Source organism: Nonomuraea rubra, from assembly GCF_014207985.1.
Lineage (GTDB): Bacteria > Actinomycetota > Actinomycetes > Streptosporangiales > Streptosporangiaceae > Nonomuraea > Nonomuraea rubra.
Genome location: NZ_JACHMI010000001.1, coordinates 1220936 through 1238152 on the forward strand (window position 1 = coordinate 1220936; position 17217 = coordinate 1238152).

General features: G+C 70.0%; 15 protein-coding genes. 9 read left to right on the top strand and 6 right to left on the bottom strand.

Going from position 1 to position 17217, the window contains the following annotated elements; all coding sequences use genetic code 11:
* The first annotated feature begins 38 nt into the window (after window positions 1–38).
* Window positions 39–896 carry an oxygenase MpaB family protein gene (locus HD593_RS05660; protein ID WP_185101056.1) on the top strand — a complete coding sequence of 286 codons (858 nt, stop codon included), beginning with the start codon at window positions 39–41 and terminating at the stop codon, window positions 894–896.
* 138 nt (window positions 897–1034) lie between these two features.
* On the opposite strand, the gene HD593_RS05665 is transcribed toward HD593_RS05660, so the two are convergent.
* From HD593_RS05665 to HD593_RS05685, 5 genes are all read right to left on the bottom strand, one after another.
* On the bottom strand, window positions 1035–1790 hold the full coding sequence (locus HD593_RS05665) for a PadR family transcriptional regulator (protein WP_185101057.1): 756 nt from the start codon (window positions 1788–1790) through the stop codon (window positions 1035–1037).
* The gene (locus tag HD593_RS05670) at window positions 1787–2590 is read right to left on the bottom strand and encodes a DUF4097 family beta strand repeat-containing protein (protein ID WP_185101059.1); all 804 of its coding nucleotides are present in this window, start codon (window positions 2588–2590) and stop codon (window positions 1787–1789) included. Before HD593_RS05670 ends, HD593_RS05665 begins: the two co-directional genes overlap by 4 nt.
* Window positions 2591–2714: 124 nt before the next feature.
* Complete coding sequence (locus tag HD593_RS05675) at window positions 2715–2894, bottom strand: DUF6104 family protein (protein WP_185101061.1); 180 nt, start codon at window positions 2892–2894, stop codon at window positions 2715–2717.
* Window positions 2895–3006: 112 nt separating this feature from the next.
* On the bottom strand, window positions 3007–6666 hold the full coding sequence (locus HD593_RS05680) for a multifunctional oxoglutarate decarboxylase/oxoglutarate dehydrogenase thiamine pyrophosphate-binding subunit/dihydrolipoyllysine-residue succinyltransferase subunit (RefSeq protein ID WP_185101063.1): 3660 nt from the start codon (window positions 6664–6666) through the stop codon (window positions 3007–3009).
* 204 nt (window positions 6667–6870) lie between these two features.
* On the bottom strand, window positions 6871–7515 hold the full coding sequence (locus tag HD593_RS05685) for a B3/B4 domain-containing protein (RefSeq protein ID WP_185101064.1): 645 nt from the start codon (window positions 7513–7515) through the stop codon (window positions 6871–6873).
* A gap of 73 nt (window positions 7516–7588) precedes the next feature.
* Between HD593_RS05685 and HD593_RS05690 the strand changes: the two genes are divergently transcribed.
* Window positions 7589–8155, top strand: a complete 567-nt coding sequence (locus HD593_RS05690) for a winged helix-turn-helix domain-containing protein (protein WP_185101066.1) — start codon at window positions 7589–7591, stop codon at window positions 8153–8155.
* Window positions 8152–9447, top strand: a complete 1296-nt coding sequence (locus HD593_RS05695) for an MFS transporter (protein WP_185101068.1) — start codon at window positions 8152–8154, stop codon at window positions 9445–9447. The genes HD593_RS05690 and HD593_RS05695 overlap by 4 nt, the downstream gene beginning before the upstream one ends.
* Here HD593_RS05695 and HD593_RS05700 read toward each other — a convergent pair.
* The gene (locus tag HD593_RS05700) at window positions 9395–10240 is read right to left on the bottom strand and encodes a glutathione S-transferase C-terminal domain-containing protein (protein ID WP_185101070.1); all 846 of its coding nucleotides are present in this window, start codon (window positions 10238–10240) and stop codon (window positions 9395–9397) included. The genes HD593_RS05695 and HD593_RS05700 overlap by 53 nt on opposite strands.
* A gap of 46 nt (window positions 10241–10286) precedes the next feature.
* Between HD593_RS05700 and HD593_RS05705 the strand changes: the two genes are divergently transcribed.
* From HD593_RS05705 to HD593_RS05730, 6 genes are all read left to right on the top strand, one after another.
* Window positions 10287–11345, top strand: coding sequence for an MBL fold metallo-hydrolase (locus HD593_RS05705; RefSeq protein WP_312903366.1), 1059 nt, complete (start codon window positions 10287–10289; stop codon window positions 11343–11345).
* A 125-nt stretch (window positions 11346–11470) separates the two neighbouring features.
* Window positions 11471–12343, top strand: a complete 873-nt coding sequence (locus HD593_RS05710) for an SDR family NAD(P)-dependent oxidoreductase (RefSeq protein ID WP_185101072.1) — start codon at window positions 11471–11473, stop codon at window positions 12341–12343.
* A 168-nt stretch (window positions 12344–12511) separates the two neighbouring features.
* Window positions 12512–13669, top strand: coding sequence for an ROK family transcriptional regulator (locus HD593_RS05715; protein ID WP_185101074.1), 1158 nt, complete (start codon window positions 12512–12514; stop codon window positions 13667–13669).
* Window positions 13670–13682: 13 nt separating this feature from the next.
* Window positions 13683–15167, top strand: a complete 1485-nt coding sequence (locus HD593_RS05720; protein WP_185101076.1) for a sugar ABC transporter ATP-binding protein — start codon at window positions 13683–13685, stop codon at window positions 15165–15167.
* Window positions 15167–16156 (top strand): ABC transporter permease, encoded by a 990-nt coding sequence (locus HD593_RS05725; RefSeq protein WP_185101077.1) that lies wholly within the window; start codon window positions 15167–15169, stop codon window positions 16154–16156. The genes HD593_RS05720 and HD593_RS05725 overlap by 1 nt, the downstream gene beginning before the upstream one ends.
* Entirely contained in the window at window positions 16153–17208 is a 1056-nt protein-coding gene (locus HD593_RS05730; RefSeq protein ID WP_185101079.1) for an ABC transporter substrate-binding protein, read from the top strand. The genes HD593_RS05725 and HD593_RS05730 overlap by 4 nt, the downstream gene beginning before the upstream one ends.
* Window positions 17209–17217: the final 9 nt, after the last annotated feature.

The window sequence follows — 17217 nt, forward strand, 5'->3', positions numbered from 1 at the left end:
AAGAGGAAGGGGGTTGTACCACCCAGGAGGCAGTCATCATGGACGTTGAGCCCTTCGGCCCAGGTTCGATGCACTGGGACACCGCCGGCGAGTACCGCAACCTGCTCGTGGCCGGCAGCGCGCTGGTCCTCCAGACGATGCATCCCGCCGTCGGAGCCGCGGTCGCCGAGCACTCCACGTACAAGGACGACCCGTGGGGGAGGCTGGAGCGCACGCTCGCCTCCGTGCAGAAGTGGGTCTACGGCGGTCCGGACGGTCCCGCGGAGGGCCAGCGGCTCAGGGAGCTGCACAAGCCAATCAGCGGGGTGGACGAGCAGGGCCGGCACTACCACGCGCTGAACGGGGAGGCGTGGGCGTGGGTGCACCTGTCGCTGTTCGAACGGTTCATCGCGCTCAACCGGTACTTCGGCACCCCGTTCACCACGGCGCAGGAGCGGCGGCTCTATGCGGAGTCGCGGCAGCTCGGCGCCATCCTGCGGGTGCCAGAGCGGGAGCTGCCCGCGGATCTGGAGGCGTTCTGGCGGTACTTCGACGACATGGTCAGCCGCCGGCTGGAGGCGCACGCCACCGCGCTCGACGTGCTGACGGTGATGCGCGGCACGCCTGCGCCGCCCCGGCTGCCCGCTCCGTTGCGGCGGTTGTGGACGCCGGTGGGGGTGGGGGCGGGGGAGTTCAACTACTTCGTCACCGTCGGCACCCTGCCGCCTGCCGTGCGGGAGAAGCTCGGGTTGCGGTGGACGGCCAGGGACGAGCGGCGGTTGCGGCATCTCGGGCATGCGGTGGCGATGCTGACGCCGCGGTTGCCGGAGCGGCTGCGGTACATGCCGATCGCGTACCACGCCAGGAGGGCCGCGCGCAGCTCGCGCCGCCGCCGCCCGGAACGCCTGTCGGCGTAGCGGCCTGACGCGCCCGCCGTTTCCAGGCGGCGGCGGGGCGGGCGACCTGCCGCGCGCCGCGTCCTCCAGACCAAGGCGACGGCGAGCAGGCGGGCGGAACATGTGGTGCCGGGGAGGCGGGGGGCGCTCCCCGGTGGGTCAGCGGTCGAGGATGTCGTGGATGCGGCGGGAGGCCTCGTCGAGCGTCGTACGCAGCTCGGCCAGCTTCTCCGCGGTCAGCCGCGCCTCCGACGCCTCCTCGCGGGCCGTGGCGACGAAGTCGGCGAGGAGCTCGCCCAGCTCGGCGTCGAGCTCGGCCCGGTTGGGCGAGGCGCCGCCGGACGAGGGCCCGCCGAGCGTGGCCCAGACCTCCGACCAGATCCTTCGCCACTCCTTGCTGATCCGCTCGCCCTCGTCCTGCCAGTGGTAGGCGTGCTCCATCCACTGCCGCTTCTGCTGGTCGCGCAGCCGCTTGAGGTCCTCCTTCTGCTGGTCGCGCAGGCGCCTGGTGTCCTCGGCCGCCCCCGTGCGGACGTCCTTGGCCATCCGGGTCAGCTCGTCGCGCAGCGACTTGACCGTGTCGCGCACGTCCTCCTTGACCTCGCGGGCGATGTCGCGGACGGAGGCGGAGATCTCCTGCTCCAGGTCGTCGAGCTCGTCGAGCCGGGCGTTCAGCTCCTCGCGGCCCTTGTCGGTGATGGAGAACACCTTCTTGCCCTCGATCACCTCGTGCGTCACCAGGCCCTCCTCCTCCAGGCGGGCCAGGCGCGGGTAGATCGTGCCGGGAGACGGCGAGTAGACGCCGAGGAAGCGGTCCTGGAGCAGCCGGATGACCTCGTAGCCATGGCGCGGGCTCTCGTCCAGCAGCTTGAGCAGGTACAGCCGGAGCCGGCCGTGACCGAAGACAGGGCTCATTCCTTCTCTCCCTTGAGCAGCGTGACCTCACCGGAGACCGTGATGGCCGACAGTGAGGCCATGCCGCCACCCAGCCGCCCCGACAGCGACTTCGCCCCGGGGCCGCTCGTGTTGGACAGTTCCTCGAACGTGCTGACCAGCCTGCCGGAGGTGGATCTGATGCTGACGTCCGCCTCCACGTTCTCTGGCAGCCTGACCAGGATGTCACCGGAAACGCTGTTGAACGTCACGTGACCCGTCGGCCGCAGCGCGAGATCCGCCGTGATGCGGCCCGAGACGGTGTTGGCCTTCAGCCGGCGCGGGGTGCCGTCGGCCACGGTCAGGTCGCCCGAGATGCTGATGAACGACAGGTCGCCGTCCATGGCCCGGGTCTCGACGGCGCCCGAGACGGTGTTGGCGGCGACGTCGCCGCTGACGCCGTCCAGCACGACGTCCCCGGAGACGCTCTTGACGTGCGTCACCCTCTCGAACCCGGCCAGTACGGCCGGGGCCGACACCACGCCCGCCCTGACCTTGCAGGTCTTGGGAACGGCGATGGACAGCACCGACCTGTGCCGGTCGCGGCGCAGCCAGCCGAGCACGCCGTCCCAGGTGAGGTCGCGGTCGGCGATGGTGAGTGACCGGGTGGCCTCGTCGTAGGTGACGGTGAGCGGCGAGGCGGGCTCGATGTCGGCGATCTCCAGTGTCGGCGGCCCGTCGCTGGCCAGCACGTCCAGGCGGCCGGCGACGATACGGACGTCCAGCGTCTCCACTTCACCGAACGTCAGCTGACCCGGCTCGTCGATGGTCCATTGCTGCATGCTCCCCCGCCCCTCTCTAGGCGACACCTGTTCTCACGAATCACGATATGTCGCGTTTCGCGGAAACTCAAGATGTATCGCGTTATTCGAGCCTACGGCTTAAGAGCGGCGGCCGCGCAGGTGGTCAGTCGTCATCGTCGTCGTCGAGGCGCGCCAGCCACGTGGCCAGCCGCTCGATCGGCGTCTCGAACTCGGGGTTGAGATCGACGAACTCGCGCAGCCGCTCGCCCAGCCACAACAGGCTGACCTCCTCCTCGCCGCGCCGCTCGACCAGCTCCTCGATCCCCCGATCGGTGAAGTACATCGCTCTCCATTCACAAGGTCAGCAGGCCTCCGGCCTGCACTTTAGCCTGCCTGAGCAGCAGCGAGCCCCCGGCCGCCCGAACGGGCGGGCCGGGGGCTCGGAAGCCGGTGACTCAGCCGAAGATCTGGTGCAGGATCTCCTCGAGCTCCGTGTCGTGCGAGTTGTGCGACCCGGTCGCCGGCGAGCTGTTGGGCGTGCGCGACACGCGCCGCACCGCCCGGCCGTTCAGGGTCTGCGGGTCCTCGGCCAGCTTGAGCGTGAGGTACGGCCACGGGCCCATGTTGGCCGGCTCGTCCTGCGCCCAGATCAGCTCCACCTGGTCGCCGTACCGGGCGAGCTCGGCGGCGAGCTCCTCGGACGGGAACGGGTAGAGCCGCTCCAGCCGGACGATCGCGACGTCGTCGCGGCCGGTCTTGTCGCGGTGCGCCGCCAGGTCGTAGTAGAGCCTGCCGGAGGTGAGCACCACCTTGGTGACCTTGGCCGCGTCGGCGGTCGTGTCGCCCAGGACCGGCTGGAAGGAGCCCGCGGTGAAGTCGGACGCCTTCGAGGTGGCCGCCTTGTGGCGCAGCAGCGACTTGGGCGTGAAGACCACCAGCGGCTTGTGCCGCTCCGACTCCACCTGCCAGCGCAGCAGGTGGAAGTAGTTGGCCGGGGTGGTGGGCTGCGCGACCGTCATGTTGTCCAGCGCGCAGACCTGGAGGAACCGCTCGATGCGGGCGGAGGAGTGGTCGGGGCCCTGGCCCTCGTAGCCGTGCGGCAGCAGCAGCACGACCGAGGACTTCTGACCCCACTTCTGCTCGCCCGACGAGATGAACTCGTCGATGATCGTCTGGGCGCCGTTGACGAAGTCGCCGAACTGCGCCTCCCACAGGACCAGGGCGTCCGGGCGGACGACGCTGTAGCCGTACTCGAAGCCGAGCGCCGCGAACTCGCTGAGCAGCGAGTCGTAGACGTAGAACTTCGTGGTGCCCTGGTTGAAGGTCTTGAGCGGCGTGTGGTCGGCGCCGGTCATCCGGTCCACCAGGACGGCGTGGCGCTGGGTGAACGTGCCGCGCCGGGAGTCCTGGCCGACCAGGCGCACCGGGTGGCCGTCCATGAGCAGCGAGCCGAACGCCAGCGTCTCACCCATCGCCCAGTCGATCGCGTCCTGCTCGACCATCTGGCCGCGGCGCTGCAGCACCGGCGCCAGGCGCGGGTGCGGCGTGAAGCCGTCGGGGAGGTTGAGCTGGGTGTCGACGATGCGCTTGAGCGTCTCGTGGGTGATGCCGGTCGGCGTGTCGTCGTGCGACCACTTGACGACCTCGGTCGGGGGCACCCGCATCGCGGCCGCCTCGGCCGGCTTCTTGGCCGCCTCGCGGGTCTCGGTGAACGCCTGCTCCAGCTTGGCCTGGTAGTCGCGCAGCGCCTGCTCGGCCTCCTCGACCGTGATGTCGCCCCGGCCGATCAGCGCCTCGGTGTAGAGCTTGCGGGTCGAGCGCTTGGCGTCGATCAGGTCGTACATCAGCGGCTGGGTGAAGGCGGGGTTGTCGCCCTCGTTGTGGCCGCGACGGCGGTAGCAGATGAGGTCGATGACGACGTCCTTGCGGAACGCCTGGCGGTACTCGTAGGCCAGCTCGCCCACGCGCACCACGGCCTCGGGGTCGTCGCCGTTGACGTGGAAGATCGGCGCCTGGATCATCCGCGCCACGTCGGTCGCGTAGACCGAGGAGCGGGACGAGGCGGGCGAGGTCGTGAAGCCGACCTGGTTGTTGACCACCACGTGCACGGTGCCGCCGGTGCGGTAGCCGCGCAGCTGCGACAGGTTGAGCGTCTCGGCCACGACGCCCTGGCCGGCGAAGGCCGCGTCACCGTGGACGAGCACGGGCAGGACGGTGAAGCCCTCCTCGCCGCGCTCCAGGAGGTCCTGCTTGGCGCGGACGACGCCCTCCAGCACCGGGTCGACCGCCTCCAGGTGGGAGGGGTTGGCGACCACGGAGGCGGTGATCGTCTTGCCGCTCGGCGCGGTGAACGTGCCGGTCGCGCCGAGGTGGTACTTCACGTCGCCGGAGCCGTGCGCCGTGCGCGGGTCGATGTTGCCCTCGAACTCGCCGAAGATCTGCGCGTACGACTTGCCCACGATGTTGGCCAGCACGTTGAGGCGGCCGCGGTGGGCCATGCCGATGACGACCTCGTCGAGGTCCTCGTCGGCGGCGTCGCTGATCACCGAGTCGAGCAGCGGGATCAGGGCCTCGCCGCCCTCCAGCGAGAAGCGCTTCTGGCCGACGAACTTCGTCTGCAGGAACGTCTCGAACGCCTCGGCGGTGTTGAGCCGGGACAGGATGTTGAGCTGCTCGTCGCGCTCGGGCGACTTGTGCGGCTTCTCCACCCGCGCCTGGATCCAGGCCCGCTCCTCGGGGTTCTGGATGTGCATGTACTCGATGCCGACCGTGCGGCAGTAGGAGTCGCGCAGCACGCCCAGGATGTCGCGCAGCTTCATCAGCGGCTTGCCGCCGAAGCCGCCGGTCGCGAACTCGCGCTCCAGGTCCCACAGCGTCAGGCCGTGCGACTGGATGTCGAGGTCCGGGTGCTTGCGCTGCTTGTACTCCAGCGGGTCGGTCTCGGCCATGAGGTGGCCGCGGACGCGGTAGGCGTGGATCAGCTCGATCACGCGCGCGGACTTGGCCACGTCGTCGTCGTGGGTGGCCGAGATGTCCTGGATCCAGCGGACCGGCTCGTACGGGATCCGCAGCGCCTCGAAGATCTCGTCGTAGAAGCCGTCCTCGCCGAGCAGCAGCCGGTGGATCTGGCGCAGGAAGTCGCCCGACTGGGCGCCCTGGATGATCCGGTGGTCGTAGGTGCTGGTCAGCGTCATGACCTTGGAGACGGCCAGCCGCGAGAGCGTGTCGGGGGAGGCGCCCTGGTATTCGGCCGGGTACTCCATCGCGCCGACGCCGATGATCGTGCCCTGGCCGGGCATCAGGCGCGGGACGGAGTGCACGGTGCCGATCGTGCCCGGGTTGGTCAGGGAGATCGTGGTGCCGGAGAAGTCGTCGACGCCGAGCTTGCCCCCGCGGGCCTTGCGCACGACCTCCTCGTAGGCCATCCAGAACTGCCGGAAGTCCATCTCCTCGGCGCCCTTGATCGAGGGCACGAGGAGCTGGCGCTCGCCGTTGCTCTTCTGGACGTCGATCGCCAGGCCGAAGCCGACGTGCTCGGGCTTGACGAGCGTCGGCTTGCCGTCGATCTCCGCGTAGGAGTAGTTCATCTCCGGCATGGCCTTCAGCGCCTTGACGATCGCGAACCCGATCAGGTGCGTGAAGGAGACCTTGCCGCCACGGCCCCGCTTGAGGTGATTGTTGATCACTATGCGGTTGTCGATGAGCAGCTTGGCCGGGATGGCCCGGACACTGGTCGCCGTCGGAACGGACAGTGACAGGTCCATGTTGGCCGCCGTGCGCGCGGCGGCGCCGCGCAGCTTGACCTCCTCGGCGCCCTTGGGCACCGGGGTGGCCGGCTGCTTCGGCTTCTCGGCCGCCGGCGGGGTCTTGGCAGGCGCCTTGGGTGGCGCCTTGGGAGCCTGGGGAGGTGCGGGCGCGGTCACAGAGCCGTTCGCCGCCTCCCTGACCGGGGTTCGGCCCGGTCCGTAATCAGGGTTGTAGTCAGCGAAGAAGTTCCACCAGGCCTTGTCGACAGACTCGGGATCTTGGAGGTACTTCTGGTACAGCTCGTCGACAAGCCACTCGTTCTGACCAAAGCTTGCCAGCGGGTTTGTCCGCGACGACTCAGACGACACGGCGGAAATCGCCCTCTTCCGCAGATCGGCGTTGATGTTAGAGAACCTGTCCAAGGCTACTCGCCCGGACTGGCAGCGCGCGCCGAAGGACCCGTGCCGCCTCGAACGATCCTCTCAGGACCGCGCAAAGAGGTCACGCCCGCCTCGTCAATCCGGGTGGTGTAGCAATTATTACTCTTTGGTATCAACGGCTCGGCAAGAGGTTTATTTCCCGTCGGACAGCAATCGGCTGGCGATGCGCACCCCGGGGGACAACTCGGACAGAAGGTCTGAGAGTTCCTCGCCGGCCTGCTTGAGCTCCTCCAGCGACATGGGCTCCAGGCGCTCCAGGAGGAAGATCGCGTTGGTGGTCTCCTCGGTGAGGCGGGTCCGCACCACCTGGCGCCAGTTCCATCTCCTGCAGGTGACACCGATGTCGTCGCGCCAGATGACCTCGCCGGGCTCCGGCTGCCCGAGCGCCTCCTCCGACGCCTCGTCGCCGGTCGCCCGCACCAGGCGGGCGGGGCCGGCGTACTTGTCGAGGTCCTCGCCGCCGATCGGCAGCGCGTGCTTCACGCTGATCGTGTTGTACGCGTCGACGACCTGGTTGATCTCCGGCAGTGGCATGCGCCGGGTCAGGGCGTCGACCGAGGGGCGGGTGCGCTGCGGCTTGGCGCCGAAGGCGCGGTAGGCGTCCTTCCAGGCGTCGATCTTGTCCGTCTGCACCTCCACCGCGGAGGCGGCCGCCAGCCAGGCCCGGGAGCGGTCGTCGGTCGGCCCGTTGCGCAGGCCGTGCGCGGTCACGATGAGCACCGCGAAGTCGGGGCGCAGTGCGAGGACGGAGTCGTCCACCCAGATGTCGTCGAGCATCCCCACAGTCTAGGGAGCGCGAAAACCGCAAAATTCACTTTGCAAAATTGTCTTTGCGGTCTACGGTGAAGGTGTGGAGGAGAGCTACAAGATCAGTGACCCGCAGGTGCTGCGGGCCGTCACCCATCCGCTGCGCGCCCGGCTGCTCGGCTTGCTGCGCGCCGACGGCCCCGCCACCGCGAGCGAGCTGGGCCGCAAGATGGGCGAGAGCTCCGGCTCGACCAGCTACCACCTGCGGGAGCTGTTCAAGTACGGCTTCATCGAGGAGGACCCCGAGCAGCGCGACGGCCGTGAGCGGCGGTGGCGGGCCCGCCACCGCTACACCTCGTGGAACAGCCGGGAGATGTCGGACACGGCCGAGGGCCGCGAGGTGGTCAAGGTCATGCGGCTGTGGCAGGCCGATGCCCTCGGGCAGATCGTGCAGGAGTTCGACGAGTCCGAGTGGTCTCCCGAGTGGGTCGAGATCGCCGGCATGAGCGACCACATCACCGAGCTGCCGCCTGCCGCGCTGGCGGAGTTCATGGCGCGTACCGAGGAGATCCTGCGGGAGCTGGAGGCGCGCCACGCGGGCGCGCCCGACGCCGAGCAGGTCCGGATCTGGGTGGGGGGCTTCCCCCGCATGCGGAGGGAGGAGCCGTGACCGCACGATCGGCCTTACGGCGCTACATGCTCGTCAGCTTCCTGACCTGGCTGCCACCCGGGATCATGATGGCCACCATGGTCCTGCTGATGACCGAGCGGGGCCTCGGCCTGGCCCGGATCGGGCTGGTGGTGACCGTGTACTCGGTCGTGACCGTGAGCCTGGAGCTGCCGACGGGCGGCCTGGCCGACGTCGTCGGCAGGCGCGTGGTGCTGGCGGCCTCGGCCGCGTTCACCGTGGCGGGGCTGGCCCTGATGAGCGTGTCCACCACGTTCTGGATGTTCCTGCTGAGCGGGGTGTTCAAGGGCGTCGCGCGGGCGCTGTCCAGCGGCCCCGCCACCTCCTGGTACGTCGACACGCTGCACGGCATCGAGGGGCCCGCGGCCGACCTCAGGCCCGGCCTGGCCAGGGGCGGCGCGATGGAGTCCGTGGCCCTGTGCTTCGGGGTGCTGGCGGGTGGCGCCCTGCCGCTCCTGGTGCCGCTCCTGGTGCCGCCCTCGCTGCTGCTCCCGCTGGCCGCGCCGCCCCTGGTGGGCGCGGTGGCGGCGCTGGTCCTGCTGGTGGTGGTGCTGTTCGCGCTGCCGGAGCCGGCCCACGAGCGCCGCTCGCTGCGGGGCGTGCTGCGCGAGGTGCCCGCCACCGTGGCCGGCGGTGTCCGGCTGGCGCTGGGCGGCAGCGTGCTGCGCAGGCTCATGCTCGCCGCCGCCGCGTCCGGCATGGTGCTGATGAGCATCGAGCTGCTCACGCCCGGCCGCCTGGCCGAGCTGGCCGGCACGGCGGAGGAGGGCAGCCTGGCCTACGCCGTGGTGGCGGCGCTCGGGTTCGCGGGCAGCGCGATGGGCAGCGCGCTGGCGCCCAGGGCCGCGCGCCTGGCGGGCGGTTCGGCCGGGGGCGCGATCGCGGGCACGGCGCTGACCGCGCTCTCCGTCGGGGCGCTGGCCGCGACGGCGGGCGTGGACGGCCTGCCCGGGATGCTGAGCGCCGGGCTCGCCTACGTCACGCTCTTCGTCGGCGGCGCGGTGACGGCCGTGTTGTGCCTGGAACTCACGCACAAGGCCGTCACCGCCGCCGAGCGCACCACGGTCACCTCGACGAGCTCGCTGTCGCTGCAGTCCGGCGGCATCGTGGCCAATCTCACTCTCGGCTCCCTGGCCGCCCAGGCGGGCCTCGCCGCCGCCTGGAGTGTCGGAGCCGTCGTGATGCTGGCCTCGGCGCTGCTGTTCGTACGGATGCCGGCGCCTACAGGCTCCAGTCCAGCTCAGGCCCTACCGGCACGATCCGGCTCGGGTTGATGTTGGTCTGGGTGACGTAGTAGTGGCGCTTGATCTGGTCGAAGACGGTGGTCTCGTGGAAGGCCGGGATCGCGTGGAGGCGGCGCGCGTACGCCCACAGCGCGGGATAGTCCGTCAGCCGCCGCACCGAGCACTTGAAGTGCGCGTAGTACACGGAGTCGAACCTGGCCAGCGTGGTGTAGAGGCGCACGTCGCTGTCGGTGAGCGTGTCGAAGAGGAACTCCGACTCGGCCAGCCGCACCTCCAGGAAGTCGAGGGTGGTGAACACGCGCGCCACCGCCTCCTCGTAGACCTGCTGGTCACGGGAGAAGCCCGCCTCGTAGACCGCGTTGTTGAGCCCGTGGTAGAGGCGGTCGTTCATGATGTCGATGTCGGGGCGCAGGCGTTCCGGATAGAGGTTGGGCGAGGTGCCCCACGACGTCTCCAGATCGAGGGTGATCTGCGGGAAGTCGTTGGTGACGATGCGCTCGTCCCTGGCGTCCCAGATGCACGGGACGGTGTAGCGGCCCACGTAGCCCGGGTCGGTGGCGTGGTAGAGCTCGGACAGGTACTCCGGGTCGCCGCCCGGGACGCGCCAGCCCTTCTCGTCGCGGATGGGATCGACGATCGTGACGTCCAGCAGGTCATCCAGGCCCAGGAGCTTCCGGACGATCAGCACGCGCTGCGCCCACGGGCAGGCGTAGGACGCGTAGAGGCGGTAGCGGCCGGGCTCGGGAGGGCCGAGCCGATCCGTGAAACGGTTCGGCTGCCGGACGAAGCGGCCATCATCGGAGATCTCGCGGCTCAGCTTCATGCCCCCAAGTAGAACATGATTCGGACGCAGAACTATATTCGGGCATGTGGCGAAATTTGTGGTGACCCCCGCGAACCCCGCACAGCGGGAGGCGTGGGTCGGCGGGACGCTCCCCGGCGTCGAGCGGGTACGTCCCGGCCTGTGGTCCATCCCGGTCCCGATCCCGATCAACCCTCTCAGGTACGTGCTGGTCTACGCGCTCGAGCTGCCCGACGGCGTGGCGATCATCGACGCAGGCTGGAACACCGACGAGGCGTACGACGCGCTCGTGGCGGGCCTGGGCGTGGCCGGGTACGCGATCACCGACGTCAAGGGCGTGCTGGTCACCCACATCCACCCTGACCACTACGGCCTGGCGGGCCGCATCAGGGAGAGCTCCGGCGCCTGGATCGCGCTGCACCCCGCGGACGCCCGCCTGGTCCGCGAGCGCTACGACGACGAGGCCATCGACTCCCTGGTCCAGCGCGAGCGGGCGCTGCTGCGCCGCTGCGGCGTGCCCGACCTGACCCTGGACGAGCTGGCCGGCGCCTCCATGATGATCAGGCACATGGTCTCCATGGCCAGGCCGGACCGGCTGGTCGAGGACGGAGACGACCTCGACCTGCCGGGCTGGGACCTGCGGGCCATCTGGACGCCCGGGCACTCGCCCGGTCACCTGTGCTTCGTCTCGCCGGAGCGCAGGGTGCTGTTCTCCGGTGACCACGTCCTGGCGAAGATCACGCCCATCGTGGCCGTGCACCCCCAGTCGGGGCCGAACCCGCTGGCCGACTACCTCGACTCGCTGGACGCCGTGCGCAAGCTGGAGGTGGACGAGGTGCTGCCCGCGCACGAGTACCGGTTCCTGGAGCTGGCCGAGCGGGTGGACACCGTGATGGCGCACCACGACGCGCGGCTGGCCGAGATCGAGCAGGTGGTGGGCGCGGCCGGCGCCGCCGCTTGCTGGGACGTGGCCACCCGGCTGACGTGGTCGCGGCCCTGGGAGACGATCCCGCCGTTCATGCGGCGCTCGGCCAACAACGAGACGCTGGCGCACCTGGCGTGGCTGGAGGCGAAGGGCCGCCTGGTCAGGGAGCCGGGCGAGCCCGACCTGTGGCGCCTGCCCTGACCCGCCGGTTGGCGAGCCGGAGCGGGACCACGTACGGGAAAGGCGGTCTTCGACCTCGAAACCCGGGGTAGGGGCGGTTATCGTACTGAGGACTAGAATGTTGTTCTCCTCGCCTGGGAGGTTCGATGCTTCGGTTCGATGACAGGGTCGCGATCATCACGGGGGCCGGGCACGGCCTGGGCAGGTCGCACGCGCTCCTGCTGGCCGAGCGGGGCGCCAAGGTCGTCGTCAACGACCTCGGCGGCGCGCTCGACGGCACGGGCGCCTCGGCGGGCCCCGCGGCGGAGGTGGCCGACCTCATCACGAAGAACGGCGGCCAGGCCGTGGCCAGCGCCGACAACGTCGCCACCCCCGAGGGCGCCAAGGCCCTGGTCCAGGCGGCGGTGGACGCGTTCGGCAGGGTGGACATCGTCGTCAACAACGCGGGCATCCTGCGTGACAAGTCGTTCGGGAAGATGACGGTCGAGGAGTTCGACGCGGTGCTGGCCGTGCACGTACGCGGCTCCTACCTCGTCAGCCAGGCCGCGTACCCGCTGATGAAGGCGGCCGGCTACGGCCGGGTCGTGAACACCTCCAGCCCCGCCGGCCTGTTCGGCAACTTCGGCCAGGCCAACTACTCCACCGCGAAGATGGGCCTGGTCGGCCTGACCAAGACGCTCGGCATCGAGGGCGCGCGCAACGGCATCAAGGCCAACGCGATCGCGCCCGTCGCGTGGACGCGGATGACCGAGGCGCTGCTGCCGGCCGAGTTCGAGGCCAAGTTCACGCCGGAGCGGGTCAGCGCGCTGGTGGCCTATCTCGTGCACGAGTCGTGCGAGGCCAGCGGCGAGGTGTTCACGGTCGGGGGCGGCAAGGTGGCGCGGGTGTTCGTGGCCGAGGGGCCGGGATGGAAGACCGACGACCTGACGCCCGAGGCGATCGCGGGCAACTGGGAGTCGGTGATGGCCGAGCAGCCGTACGTGCTGACGGCGGCCGACTCCATGAAGGCCATGCTCTGATCGGCGAAAGGTGAGGCGCCGGTCCCCCGGATGAAGGGGGGCCGGCGCCTTCGCGTTTTAGGACAAATAGGGCAATAAGCGGGCTTTGTTCGATCTTCGGCGGAAGTTGGGGGAGTTTGGTCGATCCACACTCTTGATTTGCCCCATCGGTGATCTTATTGTCGCGGCATGACCCCCCAGCCGGGCTCCGCCGGCGACGTGCTGACGCTGATCAGCGCGGGCTCCGCGACGACCCGTTCCGATTTGGCGAGGCTCACCGGCCTGGCCAGGTCCACGATCTCCCAGCGCGTGGACGCGCTGATCGAGCGCGGCCTGGTCGAGGAGACCGAGAGCGGCGAGTCCACCGGCGGCCGCCCTCCGCGCCAGCTCCGCCTGCACACCGAGGACCACGCCTTCGCCGGCGTGGACCTGGGCGCCACCCACTGCCGGGTCGCGCTCATGGACATCTCGGGCGACGTGCTGGCCGAGTGCGAGGACGCGCTGCTGATCGGCGAGGGCCCCGAGAAGGTGCTCGCCCACGTGGACCAGCGGCTCGACCACCTGCTCGGCCGGGCGGGCCGGCCCAGGAGCGCGCTGCGGGCGGTCGGGATCGGCGTGCCGGGGCCGGTGGAGTTCGCCACCGGCCGGCCGAACAACCCGCCGATCATGCCGGGCTGGAACGACTACCCCGTCCCCGACTACTTCGAGGGCGTCGAGGTCCTGGTGGACAACGACGTCAACGTGATGGCGCTGGGCGAGCACCGCGAGGCGTTCGCCGACACCAAGCATCTGCTGTTCGTCAAGGTCGGCACCGGCATCGGCTGCGGCATCATGGCCGAGGGCAAGCTGCACAGGGGCGCGCAGGGCTCGGCGGGCGACATCGGCCACATCAGGGTCAGCGGCCACGAGGACGCCGGCTGCCGGTGCGGCAACAGCGCCTGCCTGGAGGCCGTGGCCGGCGGCGCCGCCATCGCGCGGCGGCTGACCGAGCTGGGCCTGGCGGCCGAGACGGGCGCCGACGTGGTGGCCCTCGTCCAGTCGGGCAACACCCAGGCGCTGCGCCTGGTCAGGGAGGCCGGCCGGCTCATCGGCGAGGTGCTGGCCAGCCTGGTCAACTTCTTCAACCCCGAAGTCATCGTGATCGGCGGCGCGCTGTCGCGGGTGCACGAGCACCTGCTGGCCGGGATCAGGGAGACGGTCTACCGCCGCTCTCTCCCGCTGGCCACGCACCACCTGTCGATCACGCCCAGCCGTACGGGGATCAACGCCGCCGCACTCGGCGCCGGGATCCTCGCGATCGAGCACTACCTGTCACCGGACAACATCAACCGCATCGTCAACGCCTGAAAGGGACCACCCGATGCTGGTCATGAAGGGCATCGTCAAACAGTTCCCCGGCGTGCGAGCGCTGGACGGGGTCGATCTGGACGTGCGGGCGGGCGAGGTGCACTGCCTGCTCGGCCAGAACGGCGCCGGCAAATCCACTCTGATCAAGGTGCTGGCCGGAGTTCACCAGCCGGACGAGGGCACGATCTCGTTCAACGGGACCGAGGTGCGCCCCGGCAGCCCCATCGACGCCATCAAGCTCGGCTTCGCCACCATCTACCAGGAACTCGACCTGGTCGACGGCCTCAGCGTGGCCGAGAACATCTTCCTCGGCCACGAGCACGCCCGCCTCGGCTTCGTGAACAGGGCCGCGGGCCGGCGGGCCGCGCGCGAGGTGCTGGAACGCCTCGGGCACCCGGAGATCCGGCCCGCGGCGGAGGTCGGGCGGCTGTCCCCGGCGGCCAAGCAGGTCGTCTCGATGGCCCGCGCGCTCTCCCACGAGGCCCGCCTGATCATCATGGACGAGCCGTCCGCCGCGCTCGCCCACGACGAGGTGGCCAACCTCTTCCGCATCATCCGCGAGCTCACCGCCCAGGGTGTGGCCGTGGTCTACATCTCCCACCGCCTGGAGGAGATCCGCGAGATCGGCGACCGCGTCACGGTGCTGAAGGACGGCCGCACGGTCGCGGTCGGCCTGCCCGCCCGCGACACGCCGACCACGCAAATCGTTTCGCTCATGACGGGCAGGAACGTCGAGTACGTCTTCCCGCCCAGGGGCGGGCGCAAGCTCGGCGAGGAGGTGCTGCGGGTCGAGGGCCTGTCCTCGCCGGGCGTCTTCAAGGACGTCTCGTTCGCCGTACGCGCGGGCGAGATCGTCGGCCTGGCCGGTCTCGTCGGCTCGGGCCGCTCGGAGATCCTGGAGGCCGTGTACGGCGCCCGCCCCGCCACGGGCCGCGTGCTGCTCGACGGACGCCCGGTGCGCCGCGGCGTGGTCGGCACGGTCAGGAGCGGCATGGGCCTGGCCCCCGAGGAACGCAAGGCCCAGGCCCTGCTGCTGGACCAGAGCGTCACGGCCAACATCACGCTGGGCACCCTGCCGGGGTTCGCCAGGTTCGGCTGGATCGACCGCAAGCGGGAGCGGAGCGAGGCCAAGCGGCTGTCGGAGCTGCTGAGCATCCGCCCGCCCGACCCGGAACGCCCGATCAGGACCCTCTCGGGCGGCAACCAGCAGAAGGCGGTGCTCGCCCGCTGGCTGCTCGGCGGGCGCAAGCTGCTCCTGCTCGACGAGCCCACCCGAGGCGTGGACGTGGGGGCCAGGGCCGAGCTGTACGCGGTCATCCACGACCTGGCCGAGCAGGGCATCGGCGTGCTGCTGGTCTCCAGCGAGGTGCCCGAGGTGCTGGGCCTGGCCGATCGGGTGCTGGTGCTGCGTGAAGGGTCCGTCATCCACGAGGGAGAGGCCGAGGAGCTGGACGAGCACCGCGTACTGGACATGATCATGAATGGGAGGGCGGCGTGATGGGCGAGCCCACGACCAAGGCCGCACCGGCTCTGCCGTCGATCCGCGGGGTCAGCGAGATGCGCCACCTCGGCCTGCTCGGCGCGCTGGCGCTGCTGGTCGTCGTCGGCCTGATCACCCGCCCCGAGAACTTCCTGACCACCTCGAACCTGGTCAGCATCCTGTCGCTGGCCGCCACGATCGGCGTCATCACGGTCGGCGCCACGTTCGTCATCATCGGCGGGGGCATCGACCTGTCGGTGGGCGCGGTCATGGCGCTGGCCAGCGTCTGGGCCACGACCGTGGCCACACAGTCGTACGGGCCGGTCGTCATGGCGATCTGCGCGATCCTCGTCGGCACCGGAGCGGGGCTGGTCAACGGCATACTGATCGCCTACGGGCGGCTGGTGCCGTTCATCGCCACGCTGGCCATGCTGGTGGCCGCCCGAGGGCTCGCGCAGCGCATGTCCGACCGCAAGACGCAGCTCATCGGGGCGGACAACACGGCCATCGTGGAACTTTCCACCACGCGCCTGCTGGGCATCCCGCTGCTGGTCTACATCTTCGCGCTGGTCGTGGTGCTGGGCTGGATCGTGCTCAACCGCACGACGTTCGGGCGGCGCACGTACGCGGTCGGCGGCAACCCCGAGGCGGCCCGCCTGGCCGGCATCGACGTACGCAAGCACACCATGCTGCTGTACGCGCTGTCGGGCCTGTGCTGCGGCATCGCGGCCATCCTGATCATGGCCCGCACCACCACCGGCTCGTCCACCCACGGCGACCTGTACGAGCTCGACGCCATCGCCGCCGTGATCATCGGCGGCACGCTGCTCACCGGCGGCCGCGGCACGATCGTGGGCTCGATCCTGGGCCTGCTGATCTTCACCCTCATCACCAACCTGTTCATCCTCAACGGGCTCAACACCAGCGACCAGCTGATCGCCAAGGGCCTGATCATTGTCGTCGCCGTCCTTCTCCAGCGGCGGAATCTGAAGGAGAGAGCACCATGAGTGACAACGTCGCGCGCCGGGGATTCCTCATCGGCGGACTCGGCGGAGCCGCGCTGCTGGCGGCGGGCTGCACCAGCAACGAGCCCGCCGCGAGCCCCACCAGCGCCGCCCCGGCACCCGCCCCGGCGGCCAGCGGCAACGACCAGCCGGGCACCAAGGTGACGATCGGCTTCTCCGCGCCCGCGGCCGACCACGGCTGGATCGCGGCCATCGCCAAGAACGCCGAGGCCACCGCGAAGCAGTACACCGACATCGACTTCAAGCCGGTGGAGCCGACCAACGACATCAACCAGCAGATCTCCGCGGTGGAGTCGCTGATCGCGGCCAAGGTGAACGCGCTGGTCATCCTGCCCAACGACGGCCAGCAGCTCAACCAGGTCGCGATGCAGGCCACCGCGGCCGGCATCCCGGTCGTCAACCTCGACCGGATCTTCCCCGACAAGCTGGCCTACCGGTCGTGGATCGGCGGCGACAACTACGGCATGGGCGTGGCGGCCGGGCACTTCATCGGCAAGCAGCTCAAGGACAAGGGCGTCTCGAACCCCGTGATCGTCGAGATCCAGGGCATCGCCACGCTGCCGCTGACGCAGGACCGCAGCAAGGGCTTCGCCGACGCGCTGAAGTCGTACGGGTTCAGCGTCACGGCCAAGCAGGACGCCCAGTTCACGGTCGAGACCGGCAACGAGGTGGCCACCTCGCTGCTGCAGGCGCACAAGAAGATCGACGCGCTCTGGAACCACGACGACGACCAGGGCGTCGGCGTGCTGGCCGCGATCAAGGAGGCCAGCCGCAACGAGTTCATCATGGTCGGCGGGGCCGGCTCGCTGAACGCCATGCGCGAGATCCAGTCGGGCAGCTCCGTGCTGCAGGCCACCGTCACCTACTCGCCGACCATGGCCTCCTCGGCGATCAAGCTGGCGCGTCTGATAGCACAGGGGAAGGGCATGAGCGATCTGGTGGAGAACCAGGTTCCCCAGTCGATCACGCTCGCGTCCGAGACCATCACCAAGGAGAACGTCGAGAAGTACCTGGCACTCGGCTTCGAATCCTGATCCTGATCG